The sequence below is a fragment of the Streptomyces sp. XY006 genome, from assembly GCF_002237655.1.
Lineage (GTDB): Bacteria > Actinomycetota > Actinomycetes > Streptomycetales > Streptomycetaceae > Streptomyces > Streptomyces levis.
In genome coordinates this window covers 1-19,123 of sequence record NZ_NOKT01000024.1, presented here as the reverse complement: position 1 = coordinate 19,123, position 19,123 = coordinate 1, and the positions used below count along the sequence as shown (strand labels likewise).

At 74.0% G+C, this 19,123-nt stretch carries 14 protein-coding genes; 13 read left to right on the top strand and 1 reads right to left on the bottom strand.

Going from position 1 to position 19,123, the window contains the following annotated elements; genetic code table 11:
* The first annotated feature begins 19 nt into the window (after positions 1-19).
* The 13 genes from CHR28_RS25970 to CHR28_RS25910 all read left to right on the top strand — a co-directional run bounded on the left by CHR28_RS25970 (position 20) and on the right by CHR28_RS25910 (position 18,207).
* The gene (locus tag CHR28_RS25970; RefSeq protein ID WP_094056116.1) at positions 20-1,246 is read left to right on the top strand and encodes an MFS transporter; all 1,227 of its coding nucleotides are present in this window, start codon (positions 20-22) and stop codon (positions 1,244-1,246) included.
* Between the two features lie 65 nt (positions 1,247-1,311).
* Positions 1,312-3,957: a YCF48-related protein gene (locus CHR28_RS38835; RefSeq protein ID WP_094056115.1), complete on the top strand. Its 2,646-nt coding sequence runs from the start codon at positions 1,312-1,314 to the stop codon at positions 3,955-3,957.
* Between the two features lie 44 nt (positions 3,958-4,001).
* Positions 4,002-4,616, top strand: a complete 615-nt coding sequence (locus tag CHR28_RS25960; protein WP_094056114.1) for an RraA family protein — start codon at positions 4,002-4,004, stop codon at positions 4,614-4,616.
* Between the two features lie 228 nt (positions 4,617-4,844).
* A complete protein-coding gene (locus tag CHR28_RS25955) occupies positions 4,845-6,431 on the top strand; it encodes an amino acid adenylation domain-containing protein (RefSeq protein WP_094056113.1) in 1,587 nt (528 codons plus the stop codon).
* A complete protein-coding gene (locus CHR28_RS25950; RefSeq protein ID WP_094056112.1) occupies positions 6,428-7,837 on the top strand; it encodes a citrate/2-methylcitrate synthase in 1,410 nt (469 codons plus the stop codon). Before CHR28_RS25955 ends, CHR28_RS25950 begins: the two co-directional genes overlap by 4 nt.
* Complete coding sequence (gene acnA / locus CHR28_RS25945; RefSeq protein ID WP_094056111.1) at positions 7,834-10,392, top strand: aconitate hydratase AcnA; 2,559 nt, start codon at positions 7,834-7,836, stop codon at positions 10,390-10,392. Before CHR28_RS25950 ends, acnA begins: the two co-directional genes overlap by 4 nt.
* The gene (locus CHR28_RS25940; RefSeq protein WP_094056110.1) at positions 10,389-11,768 is read left to right on the top strand and encodes a DUF6025 family protein; all 1,380 of its coding nucleotides are present in this window, start codon (positions 10,389-10,391) and stop codon (positions 11,766-11,768) included. Before acnA ends, CHR28_RS25940 begins: the two co-directional genes overlap by 4 nt.
* A complete protein-coding gene (locus CHR28_RS25935) occupies positions 11,765-12,802 on the top strand; it encodes an enolase C-terminal domain-like protein (protein WP_094056109.1) in 1,038 nt (345 codons plus the stop codon). Before CHR28_RS25940 ends, CHR28_RS25935 begins: the two co-directional genes overlap by 4 nt.
* Position 12,803: 1 nt before the next feature.
* A complete protein-coding gene (locus CHR28_RS25930) occupies positions 12,804-13,763 on the top strand; it encodes a D-2-hydroxyacid dehydrogenase family protein (RefSeq protein ID WP_094056108.1) in 960 nt (319 codons plus the stop codon).
* 57 nt (positions 13,764-13,820) lie between these two features.
* Complete coding sequence (locus CHR28_RS25925) at positions 13,821-15,176, top strand: LLM class flavin-dependent oxidoreductase (protein WP_094056107.1); 1,356 nt, start codon at positions 13,821-13,823, stop codon at positions 15,174-15,176.
* Entirely contained in the window at positions 15,173-15,685 is a 513-nt protein-coding gene (locus tag CHR28_RS25920) for a flavin reductase family protein (RefSeq protein ID WP_094056106.1), read from the top strand. Before CHR28_RS25925 ends, CHR28_RS25920 begins: the two co-directional genes overlap by 4 nt.
* A gap of 3 nt (positions 15,686-15,688) precedes the next feature.
* The gene (locus CHR28_RS25915) at positions 15,689-16,921 is read left to right on the top strand and encodes an ATP-grasp domain-containing protein (RefSeq protein WP_094056105.1); all 1,233 of its coding nucleotides are present in this window, start codon (positions 15,689-15,691) and stop codon (positions 16,919-16,921) included.
* Between the two features lie 29 nt (positions 16,922-16,950).
* Entirely contained in the window at positions 16,951-18,207 is a 1,257-nt protein-coding gene (locus CHR28_RS25910) for an ATP-grasp domain-containing protein (RefSeq protein WP_094056104.1), read from the top strand.
* Positions 18,208-18,259: 52 nt separating this feature from the next.
* Here the strand turns inward: CHR28_RS25910 and uppS are convergent.
* Positions 18,260-19,123 (bottom strand): polyprenyl diphosphate synthase (gene uppS, locus CHR28_RS25905; RefSeq protein WP_218829477.1); only part of this gene is annotated, 864 nt, incomplete at its 5' end.

Genomic DNA, 19,123 nt, shown 5'->3' with positions numbered 1-19,123 from the left:
TGTGACAGGAAGACGATCCGTGCTGACCCGTATCCTCCCCCCGCCCGGCCCGGCCCGGATGCTCACCTTCATCACCATGGTGATGAGCCTGGGGCAGGGGCTGTGGATGGCCATCAACGCGATCTACGCCGTGACCATGGTCCACCTGACGCCCAGCCAGCTCGGCATCAGCGTGGGCATCGCGGCCGGCCTCGTCCTGGTGTCGAGCATCCCGCTCGGCCACCTCGCCGACCGGGCCGGGCCGCGCACGGTCCAGCTGTGGTCGTTCCTGGCGCTGGCGCCGCTGACCGCCGCCCTGGTCCTGGTCGAGGGGTTCTGGTCGTACCTGCTCGTCACCTGCGTGCAGGGGCTCGCCTACCGGGCCGGGAACAACGCCCGCAAGGCGATGATCGCGGCCAACGTCCCGCAGGGCGAACGCGCCCACGTCATGGCCTACATCCGGGCCGCGCTCAACGTGACCATGTCGATCGGCGCCTGCATCTCCGGCCTCGTCCTGGCCTGGGGCGAACGCGTCGGCTTCCAAGGTGCCGTCCTCTTCACCGCCGTGTGCTTCCTCGCCACCGGCCTGCTCACCCTCAAGGAGGCGCCGGTGCCGCCGGTGCCGGCCTCGGCGGGCGCGGCCTTCGCCGTCCTGCGGGACATGCCCTTCCTGGCCTTCACCGCCCTGGACGGACTGCTCGTCACGCACGCCCTGCTGCTCGACATCGTGCTGCCGCTGTGGATCATCAGCCACACGGACGCCCCGCGCTGGATGAGCGCGGTCATCCTGCTGGTCAACACCACCTTCGTGGTGGCCTTCCAGACCAGGGCGGCCCGCGGCACCGACGACCCGAGGTCCGCGTCCTGGGCGAGCCTGCAGGGGGCGGGCTGCGTGGCGGCCGCCTGCCTGGTGTTCGCGACGACCGGCACGAGCGGGGCGGTGACGGCGTGCGTCCTGCTGATCGCGGGCGCCCTGCTGCACGCGCTGGGCGAGATCCGGCAGGCGGCGGGCAGCTGGACCATAGCGTTCGACCTCGCCCCCGACCACGCCCAGGGCCAGTACCAGGGCACCTACAAGATGGGCGGCGACATCGGCAAGATGTTCGCCCCCGCCGTCTTCACCTGGCTGATCATCGGCCACGGCACCGTCGGCTGGATCGTCCTGGCCGTGTCGTACGCGGTGCTCGGCGCCGCCATGCCGGTGGTCGTCGCCCGCGGGGTGCGCAGCCGGGCCGCCACCGCCGCGAAGACCGCCGCCGCGGCCTGAACTCCCGGCCTGCCCGCCGCCCCGGCAGGCCCCTCCCACGTCCCTCACCCCACGAGGTGTCACCCATGACCTGCACCATTGCTCCGCGGAGCGTCAACCTCCAAGGCGTCTGCCTGGTGGACGAGCGCCACGGCTGGGCCGTCGGCGACGGCGGCATGATCCTCGGCACCACGGACGGCGGCCGGCGCTGGCACGCCCAGGGCGGCACCGACAAGGACCTGCGCGCGGTCTGCTTCGCCGACACCCGGCGCGGCTGGACAGCGGGCCGCGACGGCGTCGTCCTGCACACCACGGACGGCGGCCGGACCTGGGAGCGCCGCAGCACGGACACGGACCGGAACCTGTACGGCATCTCCTTCGACCCCGCCGGGCGCACCGGCTGGGCCGTCGGCGACAGCGGCACCATCCTCGTCTCGCTGGACGGCGGGGTGACCTGGCAGCGGCAGTTCTCCGACGGCACCCACTTCACCCGCTGCTTCACGCTGGACGAGAAGACCGCCTGGATCATCGGCAAGCGGGGCAGCATCCACGCCACCACCGACGCGGGCGCGACCTGGGTCGTCCAGCGCAGCGGAACCGAGGTCGACCTGCGGGGCATCTACGCCGTGTCGCCCGAACTGTGCTGGGCCGTCGGCCGCTCCGGGACCGTGCTGCGCTCCGCGGACGGCGGCACCACCTGGACGCGGGCGGACAGCGGCACCGGCCTCGATCTGTACGGGCTCTGGGCGGCGCCGGACGGCCGCGAGGTCAGGACCTCCGGCGACGACGGCGTCGTCCTCGCCTCCCACGACGGCGGCCGCACCTGGTCCCCGCAGTCCAGCGGCACGGCCAAGGACGTGGTGTCCCTCGCGTTCCTGCCCGACACCCGGCACGGCTGGATGGTCGGCGACTCCGGCCTCATCCTCGCCACCCCGGACGGCGGCGAGAGCTGGACCCCGCAACTGAGCGGCATCCACAAGGACCTCGTCGCGGTGCACGGCGCGGGCACCGCCCGCTGGGCCGTCGGCCGGGACGGCCTGCTCGCCGTCACCACGGACGGCGGCGGCACCTGGCAGGTGGCCGACACCGGCACCGGCGAGCAGCTGTGGGACGTCGCCTTCCGCGCCGACGCCCGGCACGGCTGGGCCGTCGGCGACGCCGGCCTCCTCCTGGCCACCGACGACGGCGGCACGACCTGGCACCGGCGGGACACCGGTACCGAAGTCCCGCTGCTGAGCGTGCACATCGCCGGCGAGCGGGGCTGGGCGGTCGGCGACGCCGGCCTGCTCCTGGCCACCGAGGACGGCGGCAGGACCTGGCACCGGCGGGAGACGGGCGTCGACGTCCCGCTGCTGAGCGTGCACTTCGCCGGCGAGCGGGGCTGGGCGGTCGGCGGCGGGGGCACCATCCTCGCCACCGACGACGGCGGCGCCACCTGGCGGGGCCAGACCTCCGGAGCCTCCGCCACCCTCACCCGCGTCCACGCCGGCCCGGACGGCACGGCCTGGGCCGTCGGCCGCTGTGGCACCGTACTGGCCACCCAGGACGGCGGCCTCACCTGGCAGACCCGGGACAGCGGCACCGGCGTGAGCCTGTGGGGCGTCGCGTTCACCGCCTCGGGGGAGCGCGGCTGGGCGGTCGGCGACGGCGGCACCGTACGCGCGACCAAGGACGGCGGCGTCACCTGGGAGGCGCAGGACAGCGGCATCGCCGACAACCTGAAAGCCGTCTGGGCGCAGTCCGAGGGCGAGCAGGTGTGCGCCGTGGGCGACGGCGGCTCCGTCGTCGCCACCGCCGACCAGGGCGCGAGCTGGTCCTCCCACATCGCCAGCACGGGACGCAACCTGTACGGCGTGCACCTCTTCCCCGGCGGCCGGGACGGCTGGGTGGTCGGCGACGGCGGCACCGTGCTGGCGACCCGGGACGGACGCCGCTGGGCGCCGCAGCCCGGCGGCACGGCCGCGAACCTCTACTCCGTCTCCCCGGCCGGCCACGACACCGCCTGGGCGGTCGGCCGGGCCGGGACCATCCTGGTCACCGAGGACGCCGGCCGGTCCTGGCGGCAGCAGCCCAGCGGCAGCGCCAAGGACCTCCTGGAGGTCCACGTCCGCCCCGACGCCCGGACCGGCTGGGCCGTCGGAGACGGCCCCACCGTCCTCGGCACCCGGGACGGCGGCACCACCTGGACGCACCAGCGGCTCCCGGCCACCGACTGCGCCCTGTGGGCGGTGGACTTCGCCGACGACCGCACCGGCTGGGCCGTCGGAACCGGCGGCAGCGTCTTCGCCACCCGGGACGGCGGCGCCACCTGGGAGGCACAGGACAGCGGCGGCACCGACGACCTGATCGACGTCCACGCCGTGGACACCACCACGGCCTGGGCCGTCGGGCACCGCGGCACCGTCCTGCACACCGGCGACGGCGGCCGCACCTGGGAGCGCCGCGAGAGCCCCACCCGGCAGAACTTCACCGCCGTGCACTTCACCCCGGACGGCAGGACCGGCCGCGTGGTCGGCCGCAGCGACACCGTCATGACCTCCCACGACGGCGGCACGACCTGGCGGACCGGCACCACGGGCACCGGGATGTCCCTGTGGAACGTACGGGCCCTGACCGAACGGGACGCATGGATCGTCGGGGACGAAGGGACCGTACTGTCGACCTCCGACGGAGGTGCCACCTGGGATCAGCACTTCTACAGCCCGGAGAAGGACGCGACGCCGGGCCGTTGACCGCTCCGCGACCGGGACACCTCGACACCGAGACAGAGGAAGCAATGGACAACGCATTCAAGGACGTTCCCCCCACCACCCTCGCCGACCTGCTCGGCCGCGCGCAGGTCATGGACACCGGCATCCGCCCGCTGTGGAACTCGCCCCGCGTCGCGGGCCCCGCCTACACCGTGCGGTGCGAGCCCGGCGACAACCTGATGCTGCACGCCGCGATCTACCGTGCCGAGCCCGGTTCCGTCATCGTCGTGGAGTCGGGCGACGTGGACTACGCGCTGGCCGGCGGCAACGTGTGCGCCGTCGCCCAGCGCCGGGGTGTCGCGGCCTTCGTGGTCGACGGTGTCATCCGCGACCTCGGCGAGGTGCGCGAGGCGGGCTTCCCCGTCTTCTCGCGCGGCGTCATCCCGATCCCCGGCACCAAGAAGAAGGTCGGCGCGCTCGGTGAACCGGCCCGGGTCGGCGGGGTGCTCATCCACCCCGGCGACATCGTCGTCGCCGACGAGGAGGGCATCGTCGTCACCCCCGCCGCCCGCCAGGACGAGATCCTCACGGCGGCCCGGGCGAAGCTGGCCAAGGAGGCCGAGGAGTCGCTCGACGACTGGGAGGCCAACCACCGCGCCCGCATCGACAAGGCGCTGAGCGAGGGCGGATTCACCGCCTGACCGACCCCTTTTCCCACGTCGCGGCAGCGGTGTGCTCCGGAGCGGCCCTCCGGAGCACACCGCTGTTTCGCGTGCGCGGAAACCGGCCGGAACCCGCCGTGCGGCAAATGAGCAGAACGCATTTTTCTCAACTCACGGGTGTTTAGGGATTCAGCGCGCACAAACGCGCCGCCGGGAAGCCGCATGGCTAGCGTCAGTCGGGTCCAGTCACCGATGAGTTGGATCGACATGACCACAGCACTGCATGCGCGCCTGGGTGCCGGCCTCCTCCACCACGCGCGCATCCTGCCCGACGGCATCGCTCTGACCATCGGCAGCCGCGGCTACACCTACGAGGAGACCGCGACCACCGCACGCCGCTGGGCCACCCGGCTGGTCGAGGCGGCCGGCGGCCGGCCCCGGCGCGTCGGCGTGTTCGCCCACCGCAGCGAGGCCTCGTACCTGGGCGTCGCCGCCGCGCTGTTCGCCGGTGCCGCCTTCGTGCCGCTGAACCCCAAGTTCCCCGCCGAGCGCACCCGGACCATGCTGGAGCGGGCCGACGTCGACGCCCTGATCGCCGACTCCACCGCACTGCCCGCCCTCGCCGGGCTGCTGCGCGGGCTGCCGCGCAAACCCGTCGTCCTGCTGCCCGACGTCGTCCGCAGCCAGGCCGGCGACCTCGGGGACGTACGGGTCGTGGACGCCATGGACCTGGCCGTGGCCGCACCGCTGGAGACGCTGCCGGAGGTGTCGCCCGACGACATCGCCTACCTGCTGTTCACCTCGGGCAGCACCGGCGCCCCGAAGGGCGTCCCGGTCACCCACGGCAACGTGCGCGCGTTCCTCGCCGCCAACCAGGAGCGGTACCGGCTCACGCCCGACGACCGGCTCACGCAGACCTTCGACCAGACCTTCGACCTGTCGGTCTTCGACCTGTTCATGGCCTGGGAGAACGGCGCGCGGGTCTGCGCGATGGACCCCATCGAGATCCTGGCGCCCTTCAAGTACCTGGAGCGCAACGGGATCACGGTGTGGTTCTCCGTGCCGTCGGTCGCCGCCATGCTGCGCCGGCGCGGAGCGCTGCGGCCCGGCACCATGCCCACCCTGCGCTGGAGCCTGTTCTGCGGCGAGGCACTGCCCCGCGCCACCGCCGAGGCCTGGCAGGCCGCGGCCCCGGACTCGGTCGTGGAGAACCTGTACGGCCCGACCGAACTCACCATCGCCTGCACCGTGCACCGCTGGGACCCGGCCACCAGCCCCGCCGCCTGCGTGCACGACAACGTGCCGATCGGCCGGCCCTACCCGGGCCTGCACACCCTGGTCGTGGACGACGAGCTGCAGCCCGTGCCCGACGGGGAGACGGGCGAGCTCTGCGTGGCCGGGGCGCAGACCACACCCGGCTACTGGCGGGCCCCCGAGATCACCGCGCAGCGCTACTTCGCCTACCGGGGCCGGGCCTACTACCGCACCGGAGACCTGGTGCGTCTCCAGGACGGCGAGTACGTCTGCCTCGGCCGCAACGACCAGCAGGTCAAGGTCGGCGGCCACCGTGTCGAACTGGGCGAGATCGAGGCCGTGCTCCGCCGCGCCGGTGCCGTCGAGGCCGTCGCCCTGCTGTGGCCCGACGCGGACACCGTCGGCGCCGTGGTCACGGGCGGCACGGACCCCGCCGCGCTGACCGCGGCCTGCGACGCCGCGCTGCCCCCCTACATGGTGCCGCGCTCGGTGCACGTCGTCGACGAGCTGCCCGTCAACGGCAACGGCAAGATCGACCGCCGGGCCGTGCGCCGACGCCTCGACGAACGCCTGACCTCCACCGAAGAAAGGGAATCGTGAGCAACGTCGACCAGCTCATAGCCCGTGCCCTCGGCATCACCGAGGACCGTGTCACGGACACGCTCGCCTACCAGTCGATCAGGGAGTGGGACTCGCTCGGCCACGTCTCGCTGCTGGTCGCCATCGAGCAGGAGTACGGCGTCGAGATCGACGACGAGCTGACGCTCGGGCTCCGCTCGGTGGCCGCCGTCCGCGCGTTCGCCGCCGCCCCGGCCACCCGGGCCGGCCGCGGGGACGCGGGGGTCCCCGCGACCGCCCCCGGGCGGCCGGACGGCCCGGCCGTGCACCGCGGCCTGGAGAACGTCGTGTTCGACCAGACCGCCGTCACGCACATCGACGGCGCCCAGGGCGTCCTCGAGTACCGCGGCTACAGCATCCACGACCTGGCCGAGCACTCCTCGTTCGAGGAGGTCGCGCACCTGCTCGTGCACGGCGAACTCCCGGACGCCGCCGCCCTGGAGAGCTTCGGTAAACAGCTGCGCGCCGCCCGCGTCCTGCCCGAGCCCGTCCTCGGCCTGCTCCGCTCCCTCGCGCACGCCCACCCCATGGAGGCGCTGCGCACCTGCGTCTCCGCGCTGGGCGCCTTCGGCCCGCAGCGGCCCCCCGGCACCGACGAGAGCTACGCCGAGGCCCTGGAGACCGGCGTCTCGCTGATCGCCCGCATACCGATGATCGTCGCCGCCCACCACGCCTTGCGCACCGGCCGCGAACCGGTGCAGCCGCCGCAGGACGCCTCCCACGCCGAGGCGTTCCTGACCGTCCTGCTCGGCGAGCGGCCCACCCCGGCCGCGGTGCGGTTCATCGACAAGGGCTTCATCGTCCACGCCGACCACAGCTCCAACGCCTCGGCGTTCACCGCCCGTGTCGCCATCGGCTGCCGCGCCGGCATGACCGCCGCGATCACCGCCGCCGTCGCCGCCTTCGCGGGCTCGGTCCACGGCGGCGCCGCCGAGCGCGTCGTCGGCCTCATCGAAGAGGTCGGCTCCGTCGAGAACGCCCCGGCGCACGTGGCGGCGCTGCAGGCCCGGGGCGAGCCCGTGATGGGCTTCGGCCACCGCGTCTACCGCACCGAGGACCCGCGCGTACGCCATCTGCGCTCCACCGTCGTGGAGTTGAGCGAGGAGCGGGGCGACACCTCCGGCCTCGACATCCTCGACGCCGTCGCCACCGCGATGCGCCCGTACGGCCGGCACGGCGTCGCCCCCAACGTGGACCTCTACGCGGGGCTCGCCTACCGGCTGCTCGGCCTGCCGGACGACCTCGCCGTGCCGCTGTTCGTCGTCGGCCGCACCCCCGGCTGGGTCGCCCAGGCCCTGGAACAGCAGTCCAACAACGTGTTGATCCGGCCGCTGCTCACCTACGTGGGACCGCACGGGCGCACCTACCGTAAGGCGTACGACCGATGACCTCCACCGCACCTGCCGTGCCGGCCACCGAGCCGGCCGCCGAGCCCTCGCTGCCCGGCTTCGCCGCGGAGCGCGGGTTCGACCTCGGCGCCGTCCCGTACACGGGCCGCGTCCTGATCGAGTCCCTGCTGCGGAGCGGCGACCCGGCGCAGGCCGAGGTGCTCGGCAAGCGCCTCGCGCTCGGCGAGGAGCCCGGCCTGGAGATGCCGTTCCGGCCCGCCCGCATCCTCGTGCAGGACTACACCGGCATCCCGCTGCTCGTCGACCTGGCCGCCCTGCGCGACCGCGTCGCCGAACCGGGCCGGGTCAACCCCGCGCTCCCCATCGACGTGGTCGTGGACCACTCCGTGCAGACCGACTGGGCCGGGCGCCCGGACGCACTCCGCCTCAACGAGGCGCTGGAGATGTCCCGCAACCAGGAGCGCTACGCGTTCCTCAAATGGGCCGAGGGCGCGTTCGACGGGCTGCGCGTCATCCCGCCCGGCCAGGGCATCGTCCACCAGGTCAACCTGGAGCGGCTCGCCACCGTCGTCGCGCAGGGCCCGGACGGCATCGCCCACCCCGACACCGTCCTCGGCACCGACAGCCACACCACGATGGTGGGCGGCCTCGGCGTGCTCGGCTGGGGCGTGGGAGGCCTGGAGGCCGAGGCGCAGATGCTGGGCCTCGCCCAGTCGCTGACCCTGCCCCCGATCGTCGGTGTCCGCCTCACCGGCGCGGTCAGCCCCGGCACCTCGCCCGTCGACGTGGTGCTCGCCCTGACCCGCCGGCTGCGCGCCGAGAACGTACGCGCCGTGATGCTGGAGTTCACCGGCCCCGGTGTCGCCGAGCTCACCGCGCCCGACCGGTGCACCATCGCCAACATGGCACCCGAGTACGGCGCCATGACCGCGTTCTTCCCCGTCGACGAGGAGACGCTGGACTACCTGCGCCGCACCGGCCGCACGGACGCCGACGTGGCCCGGGTGCGGGACTACTGCGTGCGGCAGCGGCTGCTGCGCACGGACACCGCCCCCGTCTTCGGGCGGACCATCGACTTCGACCTGGGCGAGGTCGGCCCGGGGCTGGCCGGGCCCAGCCGGCCCGACCAGCGGATCGGCCTCGGCGAACTGCCCGCCTCCTTCGCGGACCTGCACGGGGGCGAGCCGCGCAGCGGTGACGTCGTCTCCGACGGTGACCTGGTCATCGCGGCCATCACGTCCTGCACCAGCACCTCCAACCCGAAGGCCATGCTGGCCGCCGGACTGCTCGCCCGCCGGGCCGTGGAACGCGGGCTGAGCGTGCCCGCACACGTCAAGACGAGTCTCGCCCCGGGCTCCCGCGCGGTCACCCGCTACCTGGCGGAGTCCGGCCTGCTCGGCGATCTGGAGCAACTGGGCTTCCACGTCGTCGGATACGGCTGTATGACCTGCAACGGCGGCAGCGGCCCGCTCAACCCGGGCGTCGGCGAGGACGTCGAGCGCCTGGGGCTGACCGTGGCCGCAGTGCTCAGCGGCAACCGCAACTTCGAGGCCCGCGTCCACACCCAGGTCCGCGCGGGCTATCTCGCCTCCCCGGCCCTGGTGGTCGCGCTGGCCCTGGTCGGCACCGTCCGCGCCGACCTGGAGAACGAGCCGCTCGGCACGGACACCGAGGGCCACCCCGTCCACCTGCGGGACCTGTGGCCGCACCACGGCGAACTGCGGGAACTGGAGGAACGGTTCATCGCGCCCGAGATGTTCACGCACGACCCGGCACCGGCCCCGGCCTGGGAGGCCATCGGCGCCCCGGACGGCGAGGTCTTCGCCTGGGACCCGCAGTCCACGTACATCCGGCCCCCCGCCTACGCCGACCCGGCCCCCGGCCTGCGTTCCCTGTCCGGGGCCCGCGCCCTGGTCGCCCTCGGCGACGACATCAGCACCGACCACATCTCCCCGGTCGGCGCCATCCCCGCGGACTCGCCCGCGGGCCGCTACCTCCTCGAACGCGGCGTGCGCGACTTCAACTCCTACGGTTCGCGGCGCGGCAACCACGAGGTCATGGCGCGCGGCACCTTCAGCAACCCCCGGCTGCGCAACTTCCTGCTCGGCGACGACGGCGACAGCGGCGGCGACACGCTGCACCTGCCCGGCGGCGAACGGCTGCCCGTCTTCGACGCCGCCCGGCGGTACGCCGACTCCGGCACCCCGCTGATCGTGCTGGCCGGCCGCAGCTACGGCATGGGCTCCTCCCGGGACTGGGCCGCCAAGGGGCCCTGGCTGCTCGGCGTGCGGGCGGTCCTCGCGGAGAGCTACGAGCGCATCCACCGCACCAACCTGTGCGCCATGGGCATCCTGCCGCTGCTGCTGCCCGCCGGGCAGAGCTGGGCCGGCCTGGGCCTGACCGGCCACGAGGAGTTCGCCCTCGACCTGGACCGGGCCCGGGAGACCGGCGAGGTCGAGGTCACCGCGGGGGAGCGGGCCTTCACGGCACGCGCCGACGTGCAGTCGGGCGGCGAATGGGACGTCCTGCTGGCCGGCGGCATGCTGCCGTACCTGCTGGGGCGACTGCGCGCACAGGAGACCACGTCCGTATGAGCACCCACATCCTCGACCGGCTCGGCCTGCGCCGGGCCGCCGAAGCCGACGCCCTCACCGCCGGGACGAAGACCTTCGTCCCGGTGCACCTCGGCACGCACGACGTGACCGTCGGGTCCGTCCTGGACGCCCTGCGCGCCGACCCCGCCCTGCTGCCGCCGCGCACCGGCCACCTCGGCAACTGGGAGGACATCGCGGCCGGCCGCTCCGGACCGATGGACTTCAACACCGCGATCTGCGGCGGAGGTCACGGCTATCCGCTGATCTACGGCTTCACCCGCACCGAGGCCGACACCGAGGGCGGCGACGAGGCGTACCAGCCCGGTTCGCTCATCGAGCGGGGCAAGCGGCACGTTCTGCCCCTGCACACCTGGGACGGCACTCGCTTCGTCCGCCGCGACCGGGGCAAGCCCCTCTTCTGCCCCCTGGTGCAGGCCGAGGCGGACGGGCAGCTGGTCCCGCTGGTCGAGCTGCACTGGCAGCGGATGCTCGACCTGCCCGGCTACCGCTTCCGGCAGTGGGCCGCCGTCCTCACCGAGCGGGCCGCACTCGTCACCGACATGCTCACCCTGCTGCTTGAGCAGGCGGCAGCGCAGGGCCGCAACCAGGCGTTCGCCGAGCTGATCAGCCAGGCCGTACGCCTGGACGGCGAGGTCGGCCGCTGCGACCTGCGGCCGGACGGCAGCGGCTACGTCCTCGACGGCCACCGCTACCCGTCGGCCCGGGCGCTCGCCGAGGCGGTCATGCTCACGGTGCGGGCGCTGGTGGAACCGGCGGACTTCTTCGCCCGGATGCGCGACCTGCCGCCGGTCCTGCCGGTGATGTCGCTCCAGCTCACCAACGTGCTGTTCGCCCTGCTCGACGCGCACCACCCGGACGCCCCGGCCGGCCCGCCCGAGCGCCCGTTCATCACCCACCTGCACTGGGGCGCCCGGGCCATGGCCGGCTGCCCGCCCCGGCGCGGCGGCTACCTCTCCCGGCGGTCCACCGTGCGCTCCCTGCGGGCCATCACCGACCCGCTGGCCCGCCACTTCGACGAGGCCGCCCCGGTGGCCTTCGTGCTGCTGCCCGCCCAGGCCTTCATGCTCTGCCCGCCGAGCACGGCACCGGCCGACGCCGAGGTCATGGCCCAGCTGTTCGCCGCGGTGCGGGCAGCGGGCCCCGACGCCGCCTACGACACCACCCTGACCTGGCTGGACTCCCACCGCGACCGGCTGTCGCCGTACCTGCGGGGCCGCTTCCGCAGCGGCAGCGGCGTGCCCGCCGACGGCACCCCGCGCGACGCCGCCGCTCCGGTGGAGCCGGAGGGTTTCCGGGAGCTGACCTTCCGCCAGGCCTGCGGTGTGGTCGCCGGCTTCGAGGAGGTGCTGGGGTGAGGCTCGCCCACCGCGAGGTCGTCATCGCCCTCAGGGAACCGTTCGTCAGCCACACCGGCGTCACCACCGAGGTGCGCCAGAGCGTCGTCGAGCTGACCTGGGAAGGGCTGCGCGGCCTCGGCACCGCGCGGGACGCCGTACCGGCCGAACTGGACGCCTGCGCGGCGCCGCTCGCCGACGCCACGCCCTTCGGGCTGCGCGACGCGCTGGACCGGCTCGGGCCGGTCGGCCCCGCCACCCGGTCCGCCGTCGACATGGCCCTGCACGACCTGCTGGGCAAGGCGGCCGGCCAGCCCCTGCACCGCCTCCTCGGCCTCGGCGGGCTGCCCCTGCGGCCCACGGCGCTCTCCCTCGGCGCCGGCCCCGACGACGAACTCGTCCGGCAGGCGCGGGAACTGGCCGACTGGCCCGTGCTCAAACTCAAACTCACCCCCGGGGACGACGGCCGCCGCGCCGGAGTGCTGCGCTCGGTCTACGGCGGGCGCATCCGCGTCGACGGCAACGGCTCCTGGACCCGCGACCAGGCCGTGCGCGTCGCCGAGGAACTGCACCGGCACGGCGTCGAACTCCTGGAGCAGCCGGTCGCCCCCGGCGCCCTCGACGACCTGCGGTACGTGCACGAACGCTCCCCGGTCCCGGTCTTCGCCGACGAGGACTGCGGCGGGCCCGAGGACGTGCTGCGCCTGCGCGGCCGGGTCAGCGGCGTCAACATCAAGCTGGTCCGGTGCGGCGGCCTGGCCGCAGCGCACGAGATGCTCCTGCTCGCCCGCGCCTGCGGTCTGCGGACCATGCTCGGCTGCAAGGTGGAGAGCGCCCTCGGCACCACCGCCATGGCGCAGCTCGCCCCGCTCGCCGACCACCTCGACCTGGACGGGCCCGTCGGCCTGCGCGACGACCCGTTCACCGGCGTCCGCATCGACCGCGGCGCGCTCACCCTGCCCGCCGGGCCCGGCATCGGCGCCACCCCCGTCCACGCCGCCCCCGTCACCGCCACCCCCGTCCACGCCACCCACACGCTCCACGGAGAGGACTGACATGCGGCTGCGCTGCGCCGTGCTCGACGACTTCCAGGACATCGCCACCACCGTGGCCGACTGGAGCGCCGTCCAGGACCGGGTGGAGGTCGTCCCCTTCACCGGGCACTTCACCTCCGAGGACGAACTGGCCGCCGCCCTGGCGGACTTCGACATCGCGGTGACACTGCGGGAGCGCGTGCCCTTCCCCGCCTCCCTCCTCGACCGCCTGCCCCGCCTGAGACTGCTCGTGGCGTCCGGCATGCGCAACTCCGTCATCGACTACGCCGCCGCCGAACGCAACGGCGTCACCGTCTGCGGCACCCGCAGTTCCTCCACCCCGCCGGTCGAGCTGACCTGGGCCCTGCTGCTCGGTCTCGCCCGCGGCATCGTCACCGAGAACAACGCCCTGCGCACCGGCGGCCCCTGGCAGTCCACCGTCGGCGCCGACCTGAACGGCCGGCGTCTCGGCCTGCTCGGCCTGGGCAAGATCGGCAGCCGGGTGGCCCAGGTGGGTCTCGCCTTCGGCATGGAGGTGACGGCCTGGAGCCAGAACCTCACCAAGGAGCGCGCCGAGGAGGCCGGCGTCCACCTGGCCTCCTCCAAGGAGGAGCTGCTGCGCACCGGCGACTTCGTCTCGGTCCACCTCGTGCTCGGCGAGCGCACCCGCGGCCTGCTCGGCGCGGACGAACTGGCCCTGCTCAAACCGACGGCGTACCTGGTCAACACGTCCCGCTCGGCCATCGTCGACCAGGACGCCCTGCTCGCCGCCCTGCACGAGGGACGGATCGCCGGAGCCGGCGTCGACGTCTTCGACATCGAGCCGCTGCCCGCCGACCACCCGATGCGCACCGCGCCCCGGCTGCTGGCGACCCCCCACCTCGGCTACGTCTCACAGCACAACTACCGCACGTACTACGGCCAGGCCGTCGAGGACATCGAGGCCTACCTGGCCGGCGACCCGGTGCGCCGCCTCGGCTGACCCTCGCGCAGGGCCCCGCGTCCGCACCCGCCCGTCCCACAGCAAGGGAGAACACCGGTGACCAGCCCACAGCGCCGCATGATGAAGCTCGGCGCCTTCCTGCCGGCACCCGGCCACCACATAGCCGCCTGGCGCCACCCCGAGGCCCGCCCGGACGGCGGCCTCGACTTCGACTACTACCGCTCGCTCGTGCAGACCGCCGAACGCGGCAAGTTCGACATGGTCTTCCTGTCCGACGGTGCCGGCGTGCGCACCAAGTACAAGGACGCCGACGAACTCAGCCGGCAGGGCCGCATGGTCCACTTCGAGCCGCTCACCCTGCTGTCCGCGCTCGCCGTGCACACCACCCACATCGGCCTGACGGCCACCTCGTCGACGACGTACAACGAACCCTTCACCGTCGCCCGGCAGTTCGCCTCCCTCGACCACCTCAGCGGGGGCCGCTCCGGCTGGAACGTCGTCACCTCGGCGACCGACGCCGAGGCCCGCAACTACAACCTGGACAAGCAGCCCGAGCACGCCGCCCGCTACCACCGCGCCCGCGAGTTCATGGAGGTCGTCACCGGCCTCTGGGACAGCTGGGAGGACGACGCCTTCCTGTACGACAAGGAGTCCGGGCGCTACTTCGACCCCGAGAAGCTGCACATCCTCGGCCACCGGGGCGAGCACTTCTCGGTGCGGGGCCCGCTCAACGTGGCCCGCCCGCCGCAGGGTCACCCGGTCATCGTGCAGGCCGGCTCGTCCCCGGACGGGCAGGACTTCGCCGCCCGCTGGGCCGAGGTCGTCTTCACCGTGCAGCAGACCCTCGACCAGGCCCAGGTCTACTACCGCGGTCTGAAGAAGCAGGTCGCCGACCACGGCCGTGACCCGGACGACGTCAAGATCCTGCCCGGCGCCTTCATCGTCGTCGGCCGCACCCTGGCCGAGGCGGAGGACCGGTACGCGACGCTGCAGTCCCTGGTCGACCCGGTCGTGGGCCTGGGCATGCTGTCGTACCAGCTCGGCATGGTCGACATCTCCGGATACCCGCTCGACGGGCCGCTGCCGGAACTGCCCGCCACCGAGGGCAGCACCAGCAAGCAGCAGATGATCTACGAGCAGGCCAGACGGCAGGGCCTCACCATCCGCGAGCTGTACCTCTCGGTCGCCGCCGGCCGCGGCCACCGCTTCCTGCTGGGCACCCCCGAGACCATCGCGGACCAGCTGGAGGAGTGGTTCACCGACGAGGCCGCCGACGGCTTCAACATCATGCCGGACTACCACCCGGGCGGCCTCGACGCGATCGTGGACCTGCTGGTGCCCGAACTGCAGCGCCGCGGACTGATGCGCACCGAGTACGAGGGCACCACGCTCCGCGCCAACCTGGGCCTGCCGCGGCCCGGGTTCCGGACGGTGGCCGGGGCCACCCGGTGAGCGTCGTCGACCCGGTCACCGTCGACGGTGCGGAGCTGCGGTCCGTGCTGCGGGCGCACGCCGCCGGGGTCGCCGTGCTGACCGCCGCCGACGCCGACGGGCCCGTGGGCGTGACCGTCACCTCCTTCACCTCGGTCAGCGTCGCTCCGGCCCTGGTCTCCGTCACACTCGCCGAGACCTCGAACACCTGGGGGCGGGTCAGGGCCTGCGACCGGTTCGGCATCCAGTTGCTGGGGGCCCACCAGGCGGACCTGGCCCTGCGGTTCGCCGGGTCCGGCGACCGGTTCGCGCCGCCCCTCGCCTGGCGGCCGCACCCGTGCGGGGTGCCGCTGCTCGACGACTGCCTGAGCTGGCTGATCTGCTCGCCGTACCGGCAACTGCGGCTGGGCGACCACCATCTGCTGGTGGGCGCCGTCGAACACGTACGACACGGGGCGCCCGGAGACAGCCTGGTGCATCTGCACGGAGACCTGCGTCCCGTGACCGCCCCCATCCGAGCGAGGACGTGAACCATGCCCCGAATCCTGCTGCTGTCCCGGCAGCCCCTCGCCACCCGCCCGCTGCACGAGTGGCTGGACGGCACACGCGACGAGATCGTCCTGCTGACCACGCCCAAGGCGGTGGCGGGAGCTGAGGACGTCCTCGCCGAGCACTTCCCGATGCACCGGCTGGTGGACTCCTACCACAGCTGGTCCGCCGAGCAGGCGGCCGAGGAGGCCGCCCGCGCGTACGGGGTGGACCTCGTCGCCAGCACCAGTGAGAGCGACGTGCTCCGGGCGGCCCGGCTGCGGGCCCGGCTGGGCCTGCCCGGCCAGGACGTCGCGTCGGCGACCGCGTACCGGGACAAGCTCGTCATGAAGCAGGTGGCCGCGGCGGCCGGGATCGGCGTGCCCGCCTTCGCCCCCGTGGACAGCCCCACGGACCTGCTGGACTTCATCGACGCCGAGGGTTTCCCGGTCGTGGTGAAGCCGCGTCTGGGCGCGGGCGCGGAGGGCGTGTCGATCCTGCGCGGCCCGGCGGACGTCACGGCGTTCCTGGACCGCGAAGCCACCTCGGAGGTGCCCTACCTGCCGGCCCAGTGGATGGTCGAGGGCTTCGTCACGGGGGAGTTCTTCCACGTCGACGGCATCATGCGCGACGGACGGCTCGTGCACGCCTGGCCCGGCCAGTACACCGGGGGCCTCGCCGAGCGCATCCACGACGAACTGCACATCGGCAGCGTGCTGCTGGCGCCCGACGATCCCCGCACGGCCGTGCTGCGGGACATGGCACGGGACGTCGTGAGCGCCCTGCCCGCGGCCCCGCACCCGCTGGCCTTCCACCTGGAGGCGTGGATCGGGCCGGACGGCGTGCCGGTGCTGTGCGAGATCGCCAGCCGCGCGGGCGGATCCCTGGTCGGCGACCAGTACGCCCATGCCTTCGGCGTCCACCTGGCACGCGAGGGACTCCGGGCCCAGTGCGGGCTGCCCCTCACGCTGACCGGCCAGCCCGCGGCCCCCTCGGTCGCCGTCGGCTTCGTCCTCGTGCCGCCCGGCCGCGGCGTCTTCGTGCCGCCGGCCGGGCCGTGCCCCGTCCCGGGGACGGAGATGACGCTCCTCCGGGAGCCCGGGGCGCGGTGCGACGGCGTCGAGCACGTCGGGGACGGGGCGGCCTCCTTCGTGGTCCGGGCCGAGACCGCCGAGTCGGTCCGCAAACTCCTGGCCGAGGCCATGCAGTGGTGGCACGAGAATACGGCCTGGCAGTAGTCCCTCACGAACAGAGAGCGAGACCTACCTTGTCCGAACACGTCCTGATCGTCGGCCCCGGCCGCGACTTCCCCGCCCGCATCCGCGGCCTCCGGCCGGGCACCTCCACGACGGTGATCTGCCAGCTGGACTACATCGGCAAGGTCCGTGCCCCCGGCGAGAACGCCCGGGTCGTCGGCGTGCGCGGCGACGCACCCGAGCAGGAGTGGATCGACATGGCGGCCGCGGTGCACGCGCGGCACCCCTTCACCCGGATCGGCACCTTCGGCGAACGGGACCAGGACCACTACGCGGTCATAGCCGAGGCCCTCGGCCTGACCGCCCACAGCCCGGCCACGGTCTCCCTGGTCCACGACAAGGAGGCCATGCGGATCCGGCTGCGCGAGGCGGGCGTCGACGCCACGGCCAGCGCCCGGGTCGCCGACCTCGCCGAACTGCGCGCCTTCGTCACCGAGCACGGCCTGCCCTGCGTGGTGAAGCCGGTCTCCAGCTCGGGCAGCGCCGGGGTCACCAAGGTGACGGACGACAGCCAGCTCGCCGAGGCCTTCGAACGGGCCGGCGGCAGCTACCTCGGGCTGACCAACACCGGTGTCCTCGTGGAGGAGTTCCTCGACGGCACGCAGTACAGCGTGGAGGCGTTCTCCGAGGCGGGCGAGCACCAGGTCGTGACCGTCACCCGCAAGTACTCCGACCCGGGCACCCTCGTCGAACTCGGCCACGTGTCGCCCGCGCCGCTCCCCGACGACGTGCGCGCGGAGGTCGACACCTATGTGGCCGCGGTGCTCGACGCCCTCGGGATCGCGTTCGGCCCCACCCACACCGAGGTCGTGCTCGGCGAGCGGGGCCCGCGGCTGATCGAGACGCACGTCCGCATGGGCGGCGACCTGATCCCGGCGCTGACGCTCGACGCGACCGGCGTCGACGTGGACGACTGCACCGCGCGCCAGACCCTCGGCGAGAAGGTGCTCCCGGGCATCCGCGCCACCCTCGCCGAGGAGCGCCCGGCACGCTGCTCGGCCATCTGGTTCGCCGCGCTCGACGCCACCGGCGTCCTCGACGAGGTCGTCGGCGTCGACGAGGCCCGGGCCCGGCCCGGCGTCACGGAGGTCACCGTCGCCGCCCGCCCGGGCGCGCGGACCGACGGACTGCGCAACTCGGAGTCGCGGGTGGCCTACGCCCGTGCCCTGGCGGACACCGCCGACGAGGCGGTGACCGCGGCACGGGAGGCCGCCGAGAGCCTGGAGTTCCGGCTGCGCGTGCCGGGCCGGCGGGGCGAGACGGTGTGACACCCGGGCCGAGACGGTGTGACACCGTCTGCCCCGCCGGCGGGCAAGGCGCCTACAGGGGCAGGGGGTTCGGGCTCTCCGCGCCGAGGCGCCGCTGGCGGCCGGTGTAGGCCGTGACCGCCTGCCACAGGTCGCGGCGGTCGGTGTCGGGCCACAGGCCGGGTGTGAAGTGCAGCTCCGCGTAGGCGGAGTGCCAGGGCAGGAAGTTGGACGTGCGCTGCTCGTTGCCGGTGCGCCAGAGCAGGTCCACGTCCGGCATGTCCGGGTGGGGCAGATGCCGGGCGAAGTCCTCGTCCGTGATCCGGTCGGGATCCAGCTGCCCCGCCCGCGCCCGGCGGGCCAGCGCGGCGGCGGTCCGGGTGATCTCGTCCCGGCCGCCGTAGTCGATGCACATCGTCAGCGTCAGCCCGGTCCGGCCGCGCGTGGTGCGCTCACGCAGCTGCAGCAGGTCCGCCAGATCGGTGGGCAGCCGCCCGGCGCGGCCGTGCCAGCGCATGTGGACGTCGAGGTCCCGGAAGTGGTTGTCGGCCACCTCGTCGCGCAGCAGGCCGAGGATCGCGTCGACCTCCTCCCTGTCGCGGCTCCAGTTCTCGGTGGAGAACGTGTACAGCGTCAGATGCCGCAGGCCCATCTCCAGCGCGCCGTGCACCACTTCGCGGACCGCGCGGGCGCCGGCCCGGTGGCCCTCGTGCCGGGGCAGGCCGCGCTGCTGCGCCCACCGGCCGTTGCCGTCCATGATCACGGCGACGTGCGTGGGCAGGTGGGCGGCCGGGATGGCGGGGGGCCGCTCGCCGCTCGGGTGCGCGGGCGGGCGGCGGAAGGCCGGGGCGGCGGCCGGCCGGACGGGCGCGGGGACCGGCTGCGGGGCGCCCGGCGGCCGGGACGGCGGCAGCGAGAGGGGCGTCAGCGACCAGGC